The 16671-nt window shown below is 40.7% G+C and carries 16 protein-coding genes and 1 tRNA gene; 7 read left to right on the forward strand and 10 right to left on the reverse strand.

Annotated features, from left to right (window positions below; all coding sequences use genetic code 11):
• Window positions 1-31 precede the first annotated feature (31 nt).
• The 5 genes from truA to ABIL00_02985 all read left to right on the forward strand — a co-directional run bounded on the left by truA (window position 32) and on the right by ABIL00_02985 (window position 7045).
• Complete coding sequence (gene truA / locus ABIL00_02965) at window positions 32-793, forward strand: tRNA pseudouridine(38-40) synthase TruA (protein ID MEO0109730.1); 762 nt, start codon at window positions 32-34, stop codon at window positions 791-793.
• Window positions 794-1081: 288 nt separating this feature from the next.
• Window positions 1082-1561, forward strand: a complete 480-nt coding sequence (locus ABIL00_02970) for a hypothetical protein (protein MEO0109731.1) — start codon at window positions 1082-1084, stop codon at window positions 1559-1561.
• Window positions 1562-1663: 102 nt separating this feature from the next.
• Window positions 1664-3166, forward strand: coding sequence for a FlgD immunoglobulin-like domain containing protein (locus ABIL00_02975; protein ID MEO0109732.1), 1503 nt, complete (start codon window positions 1664-1666; stop codon window positions 3164-3166).
• A 103-nt stretch (window positions 3167-3269) separates the two neighbouring features.
• Window positions 3270-5669, forward strand: coding sequence for an ATP-binding protein (locus ABIL00_02980; protein ID MEO0109733.1), 2400 nt, complete (start codon window positions 3270-3272; stop codon window positions 5667-5669).
• A 5-nt stretch (window positions 5670-5674) separates the two neighbouring features.
• Window positions 5675-7045 (forward strand): sigma-54 dependent transcriptional regulator, encoded by a 1371-nt coding sequence (locus ABIL00_02985; protein MEO0109734.1) that lies wholly within the window; start codon window positions 5675-5677, stop codon window positions 7043-7045.
• Window positions 7046-7092: 47 nt separating this feature from the next.
• Here ABIL00_02985 and ABIL00_02990 read toward each other — a convergent pair whose 3' ends face one another.
• A complete protein-coding gene (locus ABIL00_02990) occupies window positions 7093-7473 on the reverse strand; it encodes a hypothetical protein (protein ID MEO0109735.1) in 381 nt (126 codons plus the stop codon).
• A 1117-nt stretch (window positions 7474-8590) separates the two neighbouring features.
• Here ABIL00_02990 and ABIL00_02995 point away from each other — a divergent pair.
• Window positions 8591-10000: a hypothetical protein gene (locus ABIL00_02995; GenBank protein ID MEO0109736.1), complete on the forward strand. Its 1410-nt coding sequence runs from the start codon at window positions 8591-8593 to the stop codon at window positions 9998-10000.
• Between the two features lie 13 nt (window positions 10001-10013).
• Here the strand turns inward: ABIL00_02995 and ABIL00_03000 are convergent, their stop codons facing one another.
• The 5 genes from ABIL00_03000 to ABIL00_03020 form a co-directional block, all read right to left on the reverse strand.
• Entirely contained in the window at window positions 10014-11150 is a 1137-nt protein-coding gene (locus ABIL00_03000) for a glycosyltransferase (GenBank protein ID MEO0109737.1), read from the reverse strand.
• A gap of 11 nt (window positions 11151-11161) precedes the next feature.
• Entirely contained in the window at window positions 11162-11596 is a 435-nt protein-coding gene (gene dut, locus ABIL00_03005; GenBank protein MEO0109738.1) for a dUTP diphosphatase, read from the reverse strand.
• Window positions 11577-12464 (reverse strand): lysophospholipid acyltransferase family protein, encoded by an 888-nt coding sequence (locus ABIL00_03010; protein ID MEO0109739.1) that lies wholly within the window; start codon window positions 12462-12464, stop codon window positions 11577-11579. The genes dut and ABIL00_03010 overlap by 20 nt, the downstream gene beginning before the upstream one ends.
• 12 nt (window positions 12465-12476) lie before the next feature.
• A complete protein-coding gene (locus ABIL00_03015) occupies window positions 12477-13193 on the reverse strand; it encodes a C4-type zinc ribbon domain-containing protein (GenBank protein ID MEO0109740.1) in 717 nt (238 codons plus the stop codon).
• Between the two features lie 6 nt (window positions 13194-13199).
• Window positions 13200-13275 (reverse strand) — tRNA-Val (locus ABIL00_03020).
• An 85-nt stretch (window positions 13276-13360) separates the two neighbouring features.
• Between ABIL00_03020 and ABIL00_03025 the strand changes: the two genes are divergently transcribed.
• Window positions 13361-13807, forward strand: coding sequence for a hypothetical protein (locus ABIL00_03025; protein ID MEO0109741.1), 447 nt, complete (start codon window positions 13361-13363; stop codon window positions 13805-13807).
• On the opposite strand, the gene ABIL00_03030 is transcribed toward ABIL00_03025, so the two are convergent.
• The 4 genes from ABIL00_03030 to ABIL00_03045 all read right to left on the reverse strand — a co-directional run bounded on the left by ABIL00_03030 (window position 13800) and on the right by ABIL00_03045 (window position 16415).
• The gene (locus tag ABIL00_03030) at window positions 13800-14234 is read right to left on the reverse strand and encodes a hypothetical protein (GenBank protein ID MEO0109742.1); all 435 of its coding nucleotides are present in this window, start codon (window positions 14232-14234) and stop codon (window positions 13800-13802) included. The two genes, ABIL00_03025 and ABIL00_03030, sit on opposite strands and share 8 nt — an antisense overlap.
• 337 nt (window positions 14235-14571) lie before the next feature.
• Window positions 14572-15474, reverse strand: coding sequence for a WD40 repeat domain-containing protein (locus ABIL00_03035; protein ID MEO0109743.1), 903 nt, complete (start codon window positions 15472-15474; stop codon window positions 14572-14574).
• Window positions 15475-15507: 33 nt separating this feature from the next.
• A complete protein-coding gene (locus ABIL00_03040) occupies window positions 15508-16140 on the reverse strand; it encodes a hypothetical protein (protein ID MEO0109744.1) in 633 nt (210 codons plus the stop codon).
• A complete protein-coding gene (locus ABIL00_03045; protein ID MEO0109745.1) occupies window positions 16137-16415 on the reverse strand; it encodes a hypothetical protein in 279 nt (92 codons plus the stop codon). The genes ABIL00_03040 and ABIL00_03045 overlap by 4 nt, the downstream gene beginning before the upstream one ends.
• Window positions 16416-16671: the final 256 nt, after the last annotated feature.

A 16671-nucleotide genomic window follows, 5' to 3' on the forward strand; every position in this document is an offset into this window, starting at 1 on the left:
AGGCGCTCCCTTACTGCCGCTACTGTATTAAATGCCAGAAGATTTTGGAAGCGAAGCAGGGCGAAAAATAGCCAATCGTTTTAATCTCCTTTTAGAATTAGAGTTTGATGGCGAAGGTTTCTTTGGCTGGCAGAAACAGCCAAAGAGAAGGACCGTCCAAGGAGAATTAGAAAAGGTCTTAGAAATAATCTTTCAAAAAAAGATTAAAACGACCGGTGTTAGCCGATTGGACCGGGGAGTTAGTGCTTTTTCTTTCTTCGTTAACTTCCAATGCCCGAAGGCTTTACCCCTGGCGAGATTAAAGAAGGCATTAAACTCCCTTTTGCCCCGGGATATCTATGTGAAAAGGATTGGAATAAAAGGAGATGATTTTTCTGCGCGCCGGGCAGCGAAGAGTAAAGTCTACGAATATCATATCTTCTTTGGTCGTTCCCCATTAAAAAGAGAGAGAGTCTGGGAGTTAGAATACAAAATTGACGAAGAAAAAATGAGAGAGGCTCTAAGTCTATTCTTAGGAAAAAGGGATTTTGCCCCTTTTGTTAAAAAAGAAGGAAAAGGGATTTGCGAATTGAAAGAGATAGAGGTAAAGAAAAGAGGAAAGGAGTTAATAATAAAAATTGAAGGGGACAGGTTTCTTTATAAGATGGTGCGGAGGATTGTTGGGGCATTAGTTGATTATGCCCGGGGAAAGATTACTAAAGAAGATATTATAAACGCCTTAGAAGGCAAACCCCACCGGCCATTTCTCACCGCCCCTCCTCAAGGATTATTTTTAAGAAAAGTTAAATTTTAATTTGCCTTTTTACAACAAAATTTGCCTAAATGCAACATTTTATTTTTTAACCTACCCTCTAATTCCCTAACTATTTAATTTTCAATAACTTAAAACTAAGGTAAAGAGCTATTCATTTTGGCACAGACTTTGCTTATTAACCTATGTATGAGAATATTAAAAGCAAAATCGGTTAAAAGAGGAAATGGGAAACTTTCTCTCTCCTATAAATTACTGGCGGCACCGAGCCAAGGACGAGAAAAAAATACCCCTCTGGTGCCCAAGGGTTATTTTTAGCGGAGGTGAAAGATGTTTAAGAAATTATTAGCAGTAGCATTAATTACAAGTTGTATGTTTGCACAAGGGGTAGAGAAGAAAGATGACACCCGAAATTCGGCGAACCCGAAAACCGAAGAAGAAACCTCTATGGGTTTTAAAGCCGGTATAGGAAATGGATTTTGTAATGTAGGGGTTAGTTATAATGACAAAGGGGAGATTTCTGTCTCAGGTGGTTGTGGGGGTATCCAAGGAACTGTCTACGGAAACCATAATAACGGCAACGTTGGGGGATGTATAGGCGTAGGAGCCGAGATTAGAACTGTTACTGGTGGGGTTGGTGGTTCAGTATCAGTTTGTGTAGATAAGGAAGAAGGACTGACTCGGAGAATTACAACAAGTGTTGGGCCTATTGAGTTTACTAATACTCTTCCAGTAAAGATTGAAAATGTTCAATATAAACCACCGACTAAAGAAACCAAGAGCGATTGGGATTATACAATAAAGAAATAAAAATGAGTAAGAAAATACGGAAGGATACAAAATGGCGGCACCGAGCCAAGGACGAGAAGAGATACCCTTTTGGTGCGCAGGGTATCAAGCAGGAGGGATAAAATGCGTAGATCAATTATAATTACAGCGATACTTTGCCTTTCAACAGTAGCGTGGGCACAAATTGTATGGGAAGATGGATTCGAATCTTACCCCGTCGGTCAATTTCCAAACCCACCTTGGATACCAAGTGGAAACGGCAACTCATCCGATTGTTATGTAGACAGTACCGTCAGATATGCTGGTGTTAAGTCCCTGAAACTTTATGGAGTTGTGGGTGCATTTTGGGGTGCGCTTGCTCATCGCCCATTACAAACATCGGCTCCTTATTTAATTGAATTTATGGTCAGAAATGGTTCGGAGCAAATTCCTCCGCAAGGACACCAAGGCCGTGGAGGTTTGTCTGTGCGTACCGGACCGGATTGGACATACCCCGGTAGAGATTTTCTTAGTTTTCATAAAAACGACACCATATATGGAATGAGAGGACCTCTCCAAACCTATTCCACTTTGACATGGTATAGAGTAAGAGTCAGATATGAAAGACCTAATCCTAACTCTGTCCGCGTAACTTATTGGATAAATGACGCAATGTATGGACCATTTGATGACACAGCGTTTTCCTACGAAAATGACCTTAACTATGTCGACCTTACCGTAGGTGCTGGAACTGCTTGGTTTGACGAGGTTAAAATTTTTGGAGAATCAGTCCAAAGGCAGGATATAGAAGCTTGCTTTACTCAGCAATGGGGAAGTAACTTTGCTCCAATCAATATCTTCGGAAAACCAGTTAATCAGGGGCAGAGTGTTCAAGCCAGACTTTGGCCAATTGACCCATCAGGGAATCCAGGCTATTTCAGGTATTTTAGAGATTTCTTTCCGGATTCAACCGACTTCTCATGGCGCACCCATCCAACTGGTAATCGCTGGGAACTGAACAAGAGTTTCATCTCAAGGATGTATAAAGGAGGATTGGCCGGATGGTGGGCACGGGACACGATTTGGGTTTTCGTCCAATTCGCGGGCGCGGAAGGATATCATCCAGGTTGTGCGGGATATGTTAGAGTCCGAGGGGATAGCTGGAGAATTTCGTCAGTGATTAGAGCTTGTATAGTAACACGAGGAGGAGGGTTCGGTTGGAGAGTAATTGGTGACACGCTCTTCGAATGGGAAGGTAGAGACGATGTCCCAGCAGCTGCCTGTCGTGAGGCAAATTGGCGGTTTTTAGTGGAGTTGGTAAGGCGGGAAGAAATGGGAATCAAAGCACCCAGTGAGAGAAGGAGAACGGAAGAAAAGGGTTCTCTTCACATCAAACCAAATCTTATCAATTCCGATGCGGTTATAGAGTTTACTGTTCCTTATCCTTCTCACATCAACTTGACAATAAGCGATATTTCTGGGAAAGTAGTCAGAAACCTTTCAGCCGGAGAAAAGATACCAGGTAGATACGGGATAAGTTGGGATGGTAAAGATGAAAGGGGCATCAATTTACCAGCCGGGACTTACTTTGTTACCTTGACTATCAATGGGACACTTCAAACTAAAAAAGCGGTAGTTATAAAATAACATACAGAGTTGGATAGAGGGCGAAGTTAGGGCGGGAGTTCTTCCCGCCTTAACTTATTCTTAAGATATTGACATTTAGGGGTTTTTATGTTTAAATCCAATTATGAGGGAAATTGGTCTTCCGTTAATTATTATTCTAATTCCTTTTACATTCGCCTATCCAAAAGATCTACCTTTCCAATTGAAAGAAATTTGGAGGGTAAATTATGGATTAAAACCTTATGATATGAACGGCGACGGTACCGATGAGTTTCTAAACAAGGACGGTCTTCGTATCAGGCTGATGGATAATAAACTCAAAATCATTTGGGATAGAAATTATCCTCCTTCGGGTTTTGAAAGTTTTTTGACCGGAGATTTCAACAAAGACGGATTTGATGAAATATTCGCTACTATTCGCAAGGAGTCAATTGATTTTATCACCGTCTATGATGGATCAAATATTCAATTGACGCCACCTTTTTCTACAATTACTAAGGAAGATAAAAAAAGGAACTACTGGTGGTACAGAGGTGCTCGTCCCTGTGGGCTTGTTGATGCTAATGAAGACGGTTTATTAGATATAATAGTTAATTTGAGTACATATTGGGGAAAGGGTTGGAGAGGTCTAGCAGTTTTTGATTTAAAAACTGGTAAAAAACTATGGGAGTATTTAGTTGGTCCGATGGTAGGCGAAACATTTGTTGAAGATTTGAATGGTGACGGAAAACCGGAGATCTTTTTTGAAACGTCAGCCCTCTCTAACGGAGTATATGCCGACAATACTGATGATTTTCATACTTATGTAATTGTTTTAAATAATAGAGGCAAACTTCTATGGCAAAAAGAAATCGGCGGTTATTTTTCTCGTACCTTTTTGCGAGTTTCGGATTTGGATTTGGATGGGAATAAAGAAATCGTAGTCGCTTTAAGAACTATCCGACAGGTTGAAGAAAGTGACTCATTAATGATTTTTGACGGCGCTGATGGAAAAGTTAAGAAATCTATAAAAATGGGTAGTTTTATGGGATTGGAATGTGCTGATTTAAATCAAGATGGAAAAGATGAGATTGTTGCTGGCAATCGAGATGGTGAATTAAGAGTCTTTGACCAAAACCTTAGTGTAATTTCTTCTTTTCGTAACCCAGGCGGGATAGAATTAAAATCGGTCTTTGATACCGACGGCGATGAAAAACCGGAAATTTTTATTGTTACCGCAGATAGAAGGTTAGTAGTATTGAATGGGCGATTGAAAGAAATTGCTGAAGCAGAAATACCTATTCCTTTGAATTTTGACGATTACAACACTGAGGTAAGAGTGTCACCTGTAAAGGAAGGGATAAAGAGAAGAATCTTGTTAGGATACCCTAAAGAAGAAATGCCAGAATTAACACTCTTAGAATTGGTTCCAGCCTTCGTTGCACCTATTCCTATAATTCCTACCGTCCTTCTAATCATTTTTGGTATTACAATTATAACACTTGCTTATCTTTATGTCAGCAAGATAATCATTCATAAAATCCAATTTCCAACAACTAATTTGTTGGAAAAGGCAAAAGAGGGATATATCATTCTGAATAAAAAAGGAAAGGTTTTGTTTGCTAATGAGACCGCTGTGAGGATTTTGGAAATTGAGAATTTGGTGGGAGCAAAGTTAAGAGAAAAATTAATCCCAGAGATAGCGGAAATAATAGAGAAAGATGAGGGACAAATAACCATTAAAAAACCAGAAGGGGAAATAGTTTTGGCTTTCAAAAGAAGTGAAAGCAAACAAGGATTTCTAATAAGAATTGAAGATATAACCAAAGCGGAATCCTTAAAAAGAATTGAAGGTTGGGCGCCAGTAGCACAAAAATTAGCACACGGTATTAAGAATCCACTCTCAACTATTTTAGGAGCGGTTGAACAGATTGAAATTAAATGCGAAGACGAAAAGATTAAGAAATACCTCGGCTATATTAAAGATGAAGTTACAAACTTAAAGAAAATGGCTGATGCCTTTATGCGCTTTACGAAAATAGTACCACCAGTTTTAGTACCCAAAAGTATCAACGAGGTCATTAAAAAGGTAATAGGAAAATACGAGACAGGACTTGCGGAAAATATTACAATAAAATGCGAACTGGATGGAAAATTACCCCTCATTAATTTTGACGAGGAGGGAATCTCTAATGCCCTGAATATAATAATTGAAAATGGAATTGAGGCAGTGATAGCAAAGGGAAAAGTAAATAGAGAGGAAGGAGTTGGTATATTGAAGATAAGAACCTTACCAATTGAGAAATTAGAAAAAGGTATTATAAAAGAATATGTGAGGATAGAAATATCAGATACCGGCACCGGAATTCCGGAGCGATATTTGGAAAAGGTCTGTGAACCTTATTTCACCTATAACAAACCCTTAGGAACGGGTCTTGGTTTAACCTTGGCAAAAAAGATTATAGAAGACCATAAGGGTTATATTGAAATTCATAGCAAGGAAGGGGTCGGGACTGAAGTTAATGTCTACTTGCCTCTCGGCTAAATAGAATGAAAGGAAAAATTCTTATTATTGATGATAACGAAAGATGGCGAGAGGTACTGGCTGATATTCTTTCCTCGGAAAATTATGAAGTTTTAGAAGCCGGAGAAGGAGAAGAAGGGATAAAAATGGCAAAAGAGAATGAGATAAATCTTATTCTCCTTGACCTCCGTCTTCCTGACATACCGGAAAACGACGAATTTAAGGTCTTGAAGGAAATAGTAGGGATAAAGCCTTCTCTTCCGATTGTAATGATTTCCGAATTTGGAACGATTGAAAAGGCAGTTCTTGCTACAAAACTCGGTGCCTACGATTTTATTGAAAAGCCCCCGAACCGAGAAAAGATCTTATTGACAGTGAGAAATGCCTTGGAAAAAGAGAAGATGGAGCGGGAGATTACTCTGCTGAAAGAAGAGGTTTTTAAGAGATATCGGATGATTGGGGTATCAAAGGAGATGATGAATATTTTTACCCTCATTGAAGATGTGGCTCCAAGGAAGGTAAGTGTGCTCATTACTGGGGAGAGTGGTGTGGGTAAGGAATTGGTTGCCCGGGCGATTCATAACCGGAGTGAGCGAAAGGATAAGCCATTTGTCAAGATAAACTGTGCGGCAATCCCTGAAGGGTTAATTGAGAGTGAATTGTTTGGCTATGAGAAGGGGGCTTTTACTGATGCCAAGATGCAAAAGAAAGGGAAATTGGAGTTAGCAGATGGCGGAACCTTATTCTTAGACGAAATCGGGGATATGAGTCTATCCACCCAGGCAAAGTTATTAAGGGTCTTAGAAGAGGGAGAATTTGAGAGGCTCGGTTCAATTGACATCTTAAAGGTGGATGTGCGGGTGATTGCCGCTACCAATAAAAATTTGGAAAAGGAGATGGCGGGTGGGAAATTTCGGGAGGACCTATTTTATCGGCTGAATGTGATAAGTATCTATATCCCACCTTTAAGAGAGAGAAAGGAGGATATTCCCGTGTTAGCGGATTATTTCCTTAGTGTCGCCTGCGAAGAAAACGGTATCCCAAAGAAAACTCTCACTTCGGATGCGATTGAGTTCTTGAAGAGTCAAACTTGGAAAGGGAACTGTCGGGAGTTGAAAAACTTAATTGAGAGGGCGGCGATTCTTATTCGGACGAGTGAAATAAGTTTTAAGGATTTGATAAAGGTTATGGAAACAGGTTATGGACCAAAGGCTTCGGATGTTGAGAAGTCTTTGAGAGAGGCACGGGATGAATTTGAAAGAAGATATATCTTAGAATTACTCTCTAAGTATAATGGAAATTTGACCAAAACCGCAGAGGTATTAAAGATTCATCGGGCACATCTTTTCCGGCTGATGAAGCGATTGGGTATTAACCACACGTCCAATCAGGATTAATCCTGAAATTTCGTCTCCCGCCTTTTTGCGAAAATGGGGAAGGAAAACTAAGAGGATTCTAAGAACCGCCGGGCGAAGTTTAAGGCATCTTCTAAGTTATTGAATACGTAAGTCTCTTCCTCCTTTCCTAATCTCTTAATCTCAATCCCAATCTCTCCTCCCTGGGCAAACGCAGAGTCAATTATTCGGTCAATCTCTTCCCAAAGTTCAGGTAGATTATCAGTCGTCTCTTTCCAAGGTTCCAATTCTTCGTCCGCTCCTTTTACCACTTCCTGTCCGTAGATTTTAGAGAGGAGGGCGATAACCTTCGCCATCACCTTCAATTGCTGTTTCTGGAATTCCTGAGATGTGGAAATAATCGGCTGGCGGGTTCGGACAATCCATCCGTTCTCTGCCTTTTCTATCTCAACAATTTTATTACCTGACATCACTTCTTCTTTAATGAGGCAGGGCAGGCTCACCCGTCGGAAGCGCGGAAGCCTGCGGGGAAGGAGGTTAAATGAGAATGCGGCTTCCGATATTCCCCTTTCCTGCCTCAGTTCTTGTATTATAAGAGATAAAGTTTTTCTGTCAATATTCCATTTTACTTTTAGTTTTTGGCTCTTTTAGAGGAGAGGCGAGGAGGGAAAGGAGGGTGGCAGAGAGGAGGCAGGAGATGGGGTGGAAGGAGGGAGAGAAGAGATTGGGATTAAGGGTAGGAGAGGAGGGGAAAAAGGAAGAATAGATGAAGGTGGGGAAGAAAGGAGGAGAGAGAAAGGATGAGGGATTAGGGGAGAGATTGGGGAAAAATTTGCTCCTTTTTATCCCCTAAGGATGCCGTAGAGGGAACTGACCCCCATCTTTCTTAAAAAATGAGTTTAAGTTATTGAAAATTAGAGACTTAAACCATTTTCGCCCTTAAATAAAAATTATCTGGTCAGATAATTTTTTGTACTGCTTATAGAGATCGTATCCACCGCAAAAAGTTGAAAGGCTAAAAGATACTCCTCCGGTCTCATACCATTCAATTTCTTATCCAACCATCCGCCAGAGACGAGACCTCGCTTCGCGTGTACGCAAGGAGAAATAAACTCATAGAAGATGGCGATAGGTTTCACTTGGCAAGGTCAAATCATCAACTATAAATTTGGCATCAATTTGCATCGTCTCAAAGGGTTGTAATAACGATGGCCAGTTTTGCGAATGGTTAGTTTCTTTCTTAGGAGTTAACTCCTGAGATTTTTATAAAATCCATATTTTCTATCGCCGGATGGTTTTATTAATTTGTAAGCGATGGGATTTATCCCTAAGACCCTCTTTCCCTTATAAGTCAGGCGGTTTTTGAGATATTTTCCGGTTTAGAAATAAACTTCTAATATCTTTTTTGGGGCGAGAATTTGGTCTATTTTAACCAAGACCTTTTAAGATGGATTTAGCCATAAAAAGATTTTGGTAGTCGACTCTTTTGAAAAGCCTCTTGGAGGATTCCTACTTATAGTGGTCATGATCACTGTTAACACTTGCACCCGAGAGTTGACTAAAACTTTATTTTTATTAGAATTTTCTATGGTGCTGTTATTTCTTTGCCACCTCTTTCTTTTTATCCCAATTGAAAGTTGGGTCAACGAACCGATTGAAGAGTTGCGACTCCGGGGTGAGATTTCTCCCAAATTTGCCCATACGATGCCTTACCTCTCAGACGGGATGATTGGAGATTTAGAAGAGAGAATAGGAACTTTCTCCCCAACCGAAAAGATTTTGGCACAAAGGGTCATCTCTTACTTAAAGAAGGATTTTTCCGGCAAGGTCTCTTTCCTTTCCGATACCCTCTTCCGCTCTTTCCAATCTTTGGGAATAAGGAAGAATTTTTCCCATTTTACTTTCTCTTTTGAAGGGGTGGGGAAAATTGGAAAGTCTTTTGAGTACCCCGCCCTTTCTTGGGATAGTATCTATGGGATTGATTACCGGAGAGGCTATGGTCTATTAAAAGGAAAATCTTTTACCTTACTTCTTGGTCGGGAGCCAATCCGCTGGGGTCAATCTCTTTTAATCTCCGGTACTGCGCCACCCTTTAACCTTCTTTTGGCTAGTGCTGAGTACAAAATTTTGAAGGGTAGTTTTCTCTTTTCTCCTTTGGATCCCTATACCATTGATACAAGCCGATTCTTTTCTGCCCACCGCTTAGAATTCTCCCTTTTCGGGAATAAACTCCTTTTTGGTTTAAGTGAGGCGGTGGTCTTTTGCCGGCAAGAACTCCTCCAGGGTGCCGCCTATCTCAACCCTTTCAGCCTTTATCGCTTAAATGAATATAACTACCATTACGGAAATAAGAGATTGGGTCTCATCCCTTTCAATGATGACCTTTACTGGGATTTTGATTTTGCTTATTACCTACCTAAAAAATCTCTCTTTGGTGAGATTTTGCTTGACGATTTGAGTTTCATTGATGGCTTCCCCCCGGGTTTTATCAAGGATTTGACTAATTCCGGACCTTTCGGTTTCTCTTTGGGGATAAGAATCGTAGATTTTCCCTTTCGCCCCTCCTACTCTCTATTCCAATACACGAGGGTAAATTCTCATACTTATTTCCACTTTGAGAAGAAAAACTACTATCTCTATATGGGTTATCCGATTGGCCATCCGAAAGGACCGGATTTTGATGAGATTTATTATAAATTTTTATATCACTTAAACCAAAATTTTGATGGACATCTCTCTCTATTTTACCAGAGGCGCGGAAGGACAAAATTGGCTTTTGGAGCAGAAGTTCCGCCGCGGAATTGTTTCCTTTGGGTAAAGGAGGGAGAAAAACCAGAGAAGTCCTTCTCCTTCCTTTTGGGTACGCAATTTTTCTCTTTACCTTTTCTCACCCTCCGAGGGGAATTTGGCTGGGAATGGGTATTTAATTACAAATTAAGGGCAGGAGAGAAGAGAAACTTTCCCCTTCTCCGGATAGAACTTGGCCTTTCTTTCTGATGGAAAAAGGTTTTTAAAATTTCCCTAATTGGTAATCGGTGAGAAGAGATTCGCTAATAATTTTATTAGCCCAAAGATTTCTCTCCCCCAATCTCTTGGCATTTTCGGTTAAGTGGAGAGAGAGCTTTTTATCTCTTAAAATCTTTTTTACCATCTCCCCCACCTCTCTCATATCCTTCACCCAAACTGCGGCACCGTTCTCTTCTAAGAATTGAGCAAATCTTATATCCTGGTAGGCACCCCCAGTCGGGGAGAGTAAGATGATTTTTTTGCCTAAGGCGCAGGCTTCGCTAATTGTTCCCGAACTGGGCTTGGTGATAATAATGTCGGCAATCGCCATCAACTCAAATATCTCCTCTACCCGCCCGAAAGGGATAAGGGCAAGTTGAGGATAAGTTTTTGCCAATTTTTGGTAGTCTAAAAATTTTTTCCTATTTTCCCCACAGACCACCATTAAGGATACTGACTCTTCGCTTCTCCCTATTGATTTAATTACCTCTTCAAAGTTTACCATTTTACCCAAAAGACCAGCCATTAAAAGGAGGCAAGGTTTATCTTCGGGAATTTGCCATTTGCTTCTCAATTCAGGGAGGGCTTTCCCCTCTATTTTTTTAAAACCTTCCCGCAGCGGGAGACCTGAGAGAATAATCTTTTCTTTAGGGATATCCCATCTTATTAACTCTTCCCTCGCTTTTTCGTTCGGAACATAGTAGCGGTCCACTTCCTTTTCCACCCAGAGTTGATGAATTAAAAGGTCAATCACCACACTATAAAAAGGACAAGAAAACCATCTCTTAAAGAAAGGGGCACAGATGTTTAATTCGGGTTGGAAGGAGATGATGAGTGATGGTCGGTTTTTCCGGAGGAGAAAACTTTTGCTGTGGGAAAGCCCAATCGTCAACTTTAACGTTTTCCGGTAGAGATGAGAAAAGACCGAGTTGGGTCTGGTTAATCTTTTTCCACCGGCGCGCCAGAGAGAAGGGAAATACAAATCGCAAAATCGTCCAAAAGAATCAAAGAGAGCGAGGGTTCGGGAAAAAGAGAAGAGATTGACCACCAGGGGTTGAAATTGGGGGAAATATCTTCCTAAGTATTGAGCCAAGGCAGAAGCGGGATATTTATGCCCCCCTTTTTTTGAACTATAAATCAACCAAATATCTTTCACTTCCCGGTGGAGCCAAATCCCTTTTTCCCCCTTTTAGTCAGAGAGAGTCTCTTCACTTCCTGCCATTCAATAGGGAGGACCTGGGAGAAAATAATCTGGGCAATTCTTTCTCCCTTTTTAATTAGAAAATCCTTCTCACCGATGTTAAAAAGGATAACCTTAATCTCCCCCCGGTAGTCGGGGTCAATCGTGCCCGGACTATTAAGCACTCCGATGCCGGATTTTGCCGCTAAACCGGACCGGGGTCGGATTTGCGCTTCCACTCCCGGAGGAAGTTCAATGGCAATTCCCGTACCGACAATACCATAAGATTTTGCCTTAATTATCTTCTCTTCCGCGGCAAAGATATCTAAACCAACGGCGCCTGGGGTTTTATATTCCGGGAGGGGAACATCAGATAGTCTTTTAATCTTAACCTTCACCCTTTCCATCCTGCCATTCCGCTTCAAAAACGAACCACTGAGTGGGATGTTCTCTTATCCAACCTTCTATCCTTTGGCTAATCAGTTTCGTTAACTCCTCTACGTCCTGTTCAAAATTTCCAGTCGGATGATAGGTAATTTCCCCTTCCGTAACAAGATGGTAGAAATACCTTTCTTTCTTCTCTTTCCTCCCCGATAGGAAGAAAGGGGAGGTAGAAAGGAGAACATAGCCCGGAATAATCGGTACCCCATATTTGAGGCTAAAATAGGCAGGACCTTTTGGGAAGACTCTCATCTTACCGAAGAAAGGGACTAAAACCCCTTTTTTCGAAAGGCTCCGGTCCGCTAAAAAGACAACTATCCTTCTACTTTTTATGGCAGAGAGCAATTTTCTCGGTTGATTATAGGGAATTACCTCCAAACCAAAGCGGGAGCGGTAATAGTTATAAGTGGCAAAAAGTTTTTCTTGGATCGGCTCGACAATTACCGAGAGGGGAAGGCCAATCTTAGCTAAAAGGATGCCACCCAACTCCCAATTGCCAAAATGGGCGGTGAGTAAGATTACCCCTTTGCCTTTCTTTTCTGCTCGGCGCAAGGTGGTAAGGTCAAAACGGCAATAGGGTAGAATTTTATTAACTAAGGTTGGGCTCTGAAGAAAATGGGCGATACAGAGTCCAAAGTTTTGAAATAATCGGAAAGATAAACTCTTAGAGTTTTTCCCGGTGATGTATAAGAGATTTTTTTCAATTCTCCGCCGTTGGTTCTTTAAGAGGAGAAAGGCTAAGGTGGAGAAGAGAAAGGCGAGTGCCTTTACTACCCAAGGTGGGGAAAAACTCCCAAAAATGGTAGCGAGGCGCATAAGAAATCTTTTAATCATCGCCTTCTTTGCTTAGACCGAATCTCTCCCCTTGAGATAAAGGATCCGTCCGCAGTAATCGCAGTAGTAGAGTTTTTCTCTTCTTCCGATTTCTAAGATAATTTGGGGAGGGATGGGATTGAAGCAGGCGGAACATCTTTCCTCAATAATCTCTGCTACCGCCACTCCTCCTTTTTTCGTCCTTATCCTTTCATAAATAGCGAGGTAAGTAGCATCCAATTGAGAAATAAAGGAGGCCCTCTCTTCTTCCTTCTCGGCACGTCTTTTCTTCGCCTCCTCTTCCTCCTTTTTTAAAGAGGCAATTTTTGCCTGGGTCAACTTTTCCAATTCTTGTAAATCGCGCTCTAAAACCTTCTCCTCTTTTTCCGCCACCTCCATCCCTTCTAAGATAAGGATTAATTTATCTTCAATTTCTCCTTTTAATTTCTTCTGATTTTCAATCTCATTAAGAAATGCCTTATACTGCTCATTACTCTTAGCGGAATAGAGTTGTACTGAATATTGTTTTAACTTCTCCTCACATTCTTTTAGGTCAATCTCCTTCTCCTTATAAGACTTTTTTAAGTTTAGAATTTCCTTCTTTTTTTCTTCTAACTTCTTAGCCGCTTCTTTTTGGGAAAGGAGTAACCCTTCGATCTTTTTGGGAATTTCTTCTTCTTTTTTATTAAGGGTGTCAATTTCACTATCCAGTTGTTGGAGTTGCCATAACTGGGACAGGATGTCAGCCATGGTGAATGGGCGATACCCGATTTGAACGGGTGACCTCTTGCATGTCAAGCAAGCGCTCTAACCAAGACTGAGCTAATCGCCCGAACATACTTTTAATAATAATAAATTTTTTTATCTTGTCAACCACCGATATCTCTTCTCCCTGCATAATGCTCTGAGAGCCTAAATTGATAAATGTCAAGAAATTAACTATACTTCCAATTCTTTATCCGGGAAGGAACCCTTCAAATTTCGTCTCCGAGAATGGCTACCGGGATGTTGTTCGGGAAAAAGATACCGCGGGCAATTCCGAAATTTATTATTACTGCTTAGATATAAGAAGTCCACCAGTAAATATCAGCCGAACTTTGGGAAAGTCTTATTTCTCCTCAATTGTCGTTGGGATCTCTCCCTATTCCAATGGGATCCATATTGTCTGGACCGACTCCTCTTTTGGTCCTTCAAGGATTTACTACCGAAGATTTGATGGCGATACCTACCAAATAAGTAGTTTTGCCCAAATGAAGACCGCTCCTACCCAACGATTGGCCCTTTTGAAGGCAGGGTCTATGTTTTTTGGCAGTCTTATTCACCAACCGCCCTTTTCCCCTATCGGCTCTATGCCCGCTACTTAGAAAGGGATAGTTGGTCTCCTATAGTTCTTGACAGTTTTCCTAATCCCCTCTTGCCCCCTTCTGCATATCCCGCATTCGTGGGAGGTACTCTGCCACTTTTCCCGCATATCTCTTCACTTAAAAAGAGAATAACTTTACCCTCTTCATCAGTGGTAAAGGTTTTAATTTCACCGTTAAATTTTAAGAGGATATTCTCAGAGGGAATGGGGCTTTTGAGGGTATCTGTAAGTTTAAAGACAAAAGGGATTTGTGCTAATTCCTCATAATCAGAAAAGAGTCCGGTTTTGATTAATGCGGTGGCGAACTCTTTTAGTTTAAGTCCTCTTCCCTCTTCCATCTTCGCCTTCTTAAACTCTTTAACTCCTTTTGGCGGGCAAACTAAAAATAGACAGGAAAAGAGAAAAAGGGAATTGAAAAAGCGAGTCATATAACCTCTTAAATACCGTGTCCGATATTTATGGACAATGGATAACCATTTTCAATAGCGGAGGCGATAACACGTCCCATTTCCTAAAGAAAAGGAGCAGGAAGTGATAAGAGGTTCGTCGTTTATTCTTCTGAAAGTGTGAAGTATTTTAAGACGTCGTGATTTCTATAATACAAGTTATTTAATATCAATAACTTAATGAGAGGCTATCGGCTTTTAATTCGGGTGATTATCTTTTCAATCCGATTTGCCAGTTCTCTATTCTCTCCATTTTCTATAGGCATGAAAATTACTGTTGTGAGATATGTAAATAATAGAAAAACCTCCTGCTACTTTTTTATTCCTCCCTTAACTTAAAAATTATCACTTTCTTCCCACTCGCTACTGCTAATAATTCTTTAGCCGGCGAAAAATCGAAGGAAATGACTCCGTCTGGAAATTCTTTTTCACCGAGAAGGAGCCAACCGTCTCTGCTCCAGACTCTAATATACCCACTTCCCCAAAAGCAAGGTTCGTCACTAGTAAAGAGAAGATTTCCTTTGGAGGAGAATTTTACAGCACTAATTACGGGACCGCGATGGTTTAGGGTTTTTACCTTGGAGAAGTTCTCTAAACTCCATATCTCTATTGATTTTCTCACCCCAATTGCTATGAGTTTTCCATCAGGGGAAATTGAAGTGGCACCGATGAAATCTTTAAATCCTTTCAAAGTGGTAATTTCTCTAAATGTGATAGGTTCCCAAATTTTTATCAACCGGTCTGAACCACCTGTAGCAACAATCCCTTGATTGGAGGAGAGAAAAACTGTACCTCTATGTCTCGTCAGGGTTTTTCTTTCCTTTGATAGTATATTCCAAACTACTACTTCACCCTTCCCATTTCCCGTTATGAGACAAGAAGTATCTACGAAGAGAACCGCCGTCACTTTATCTTCTGATTTAAGAGTCTTCTCAACTTTCCAATCAATAGTGCGCCATAACTTAATTCCACTATCATTTCCTCCGGAGGAGAGAAATTTTCCGTTAGGGGAGAAGGAGAGAGTATTAATTCCCCCTGGGTGTGCCTTGAGGAGAGCAATCTGATTAAACTTCTCACTTTCCAAAACCTTTATCACTCCATCCTCTCCTCCGGCTACAACATATGAGCCGTCGGGTGTGAAGGAAACAGCGTTTACCCTTTTAGAGTCTCCTATTAATTCTGTAACTTTAACGAAAATGAGTTTCTCCTTATTTATTATCAAAAAAAAGAGAAGAAGTTTAATCATTAAAGCCTATTAGTGTTGTCTCTGAAGCCAATCTGGGAAACAAACTGTTACCTCGTGCCACCCGCTATGACCGTGCGACACCTCACAGGAATGACCCCAGCGCCATCGTCTTTCATCAATGTTTGGTTCTTCACCCGCAACGAACTTATCAACTATGGACCTGCTTATTCCATTTTCGTCGGCAATCTTATAGAGGATTTCGATTAACTCCTTTTGAGAGGTTTCTTCTTTCGGATGAGTGAGCAAAAAGGTCGCTCCTTGTAGCAAGATAGAATAAAGATCTTTCGGGCTCCCCTCTTCCATCTCTTTCTTAACCGTGGCAAGCGCCTCATTAACTTTTTCTTTCGCCTTCTCAATATCGCCTTCAAAGATTACGAGGTCAAATCCATCTTCTAATTCTTCCATAACATTGATCCAGATACTCTCTCTATCAGCAAAGCTTGCGTAACCATAGCGCCCATGAAGAAAACATAGGGTACCATAGAGGAAAGATGCAGCCCGGATATTACCATTAAATTGTGAAGGGATTGATTCTGGAGGACTCCCGCGCAAAGTACATATTATTGGGGATTGTTGCGCAGGGGCAGTTAGAGTAATGAAGATTAAAAATATAAATAAAGTTGCTCTTAGGCTTATCTTCATCTTCCCTCCTTTTTTTCTAAGTTTTCTTTCCATTTATTTGGGTCGCCTAACTTAAAAAGTCTCCTAATCTTTTTATATAGTTTAGGTGGCAAAGTCTTCCTCATCTTTAATAAGAAGCTAATGTCATTTCTTAAAATCCCTCCCCATAATTTTTCTACCTTCTCGCTCGCTCTTCTGATTTTGATTTCGTCTATCTCTTCCGCCTCCATAAGTTTTGTAAGATTCTCATATTCTCTCTCTTTTTCTCTTGTAAGGCTATCTTTAACTTTTAGCATAGTTTCAAGATACCACTTGATTCTTGCCGTTTGAGTATCTGACAATCCGTAAAATCTAAGGCTCTCCGCATTCGGCCATTCATGGATGAAACCACAAGCGGTTAGTTTAGAAGAGAAAAAGAGGGCCGCTACTAAAATAACAGCGAATGAATGAAGAGTTTCATAAGCCCTCCATTTTTAACTCCCTAACATATAATAATACAAAATTTTTCCATTTTGTCAAAAGGTGATTTTTATAATACAAGTTATTTAATAT

The sequence above is a fragment of the candidate division WOR-3 bacterium genome (assembly GCA_039801905.1).
GTDB lineage: Bacteria > Hydrothermota > Tepidihabitantia > Tepidihabitantales > JBDRVQ01 > JBDRVQ01.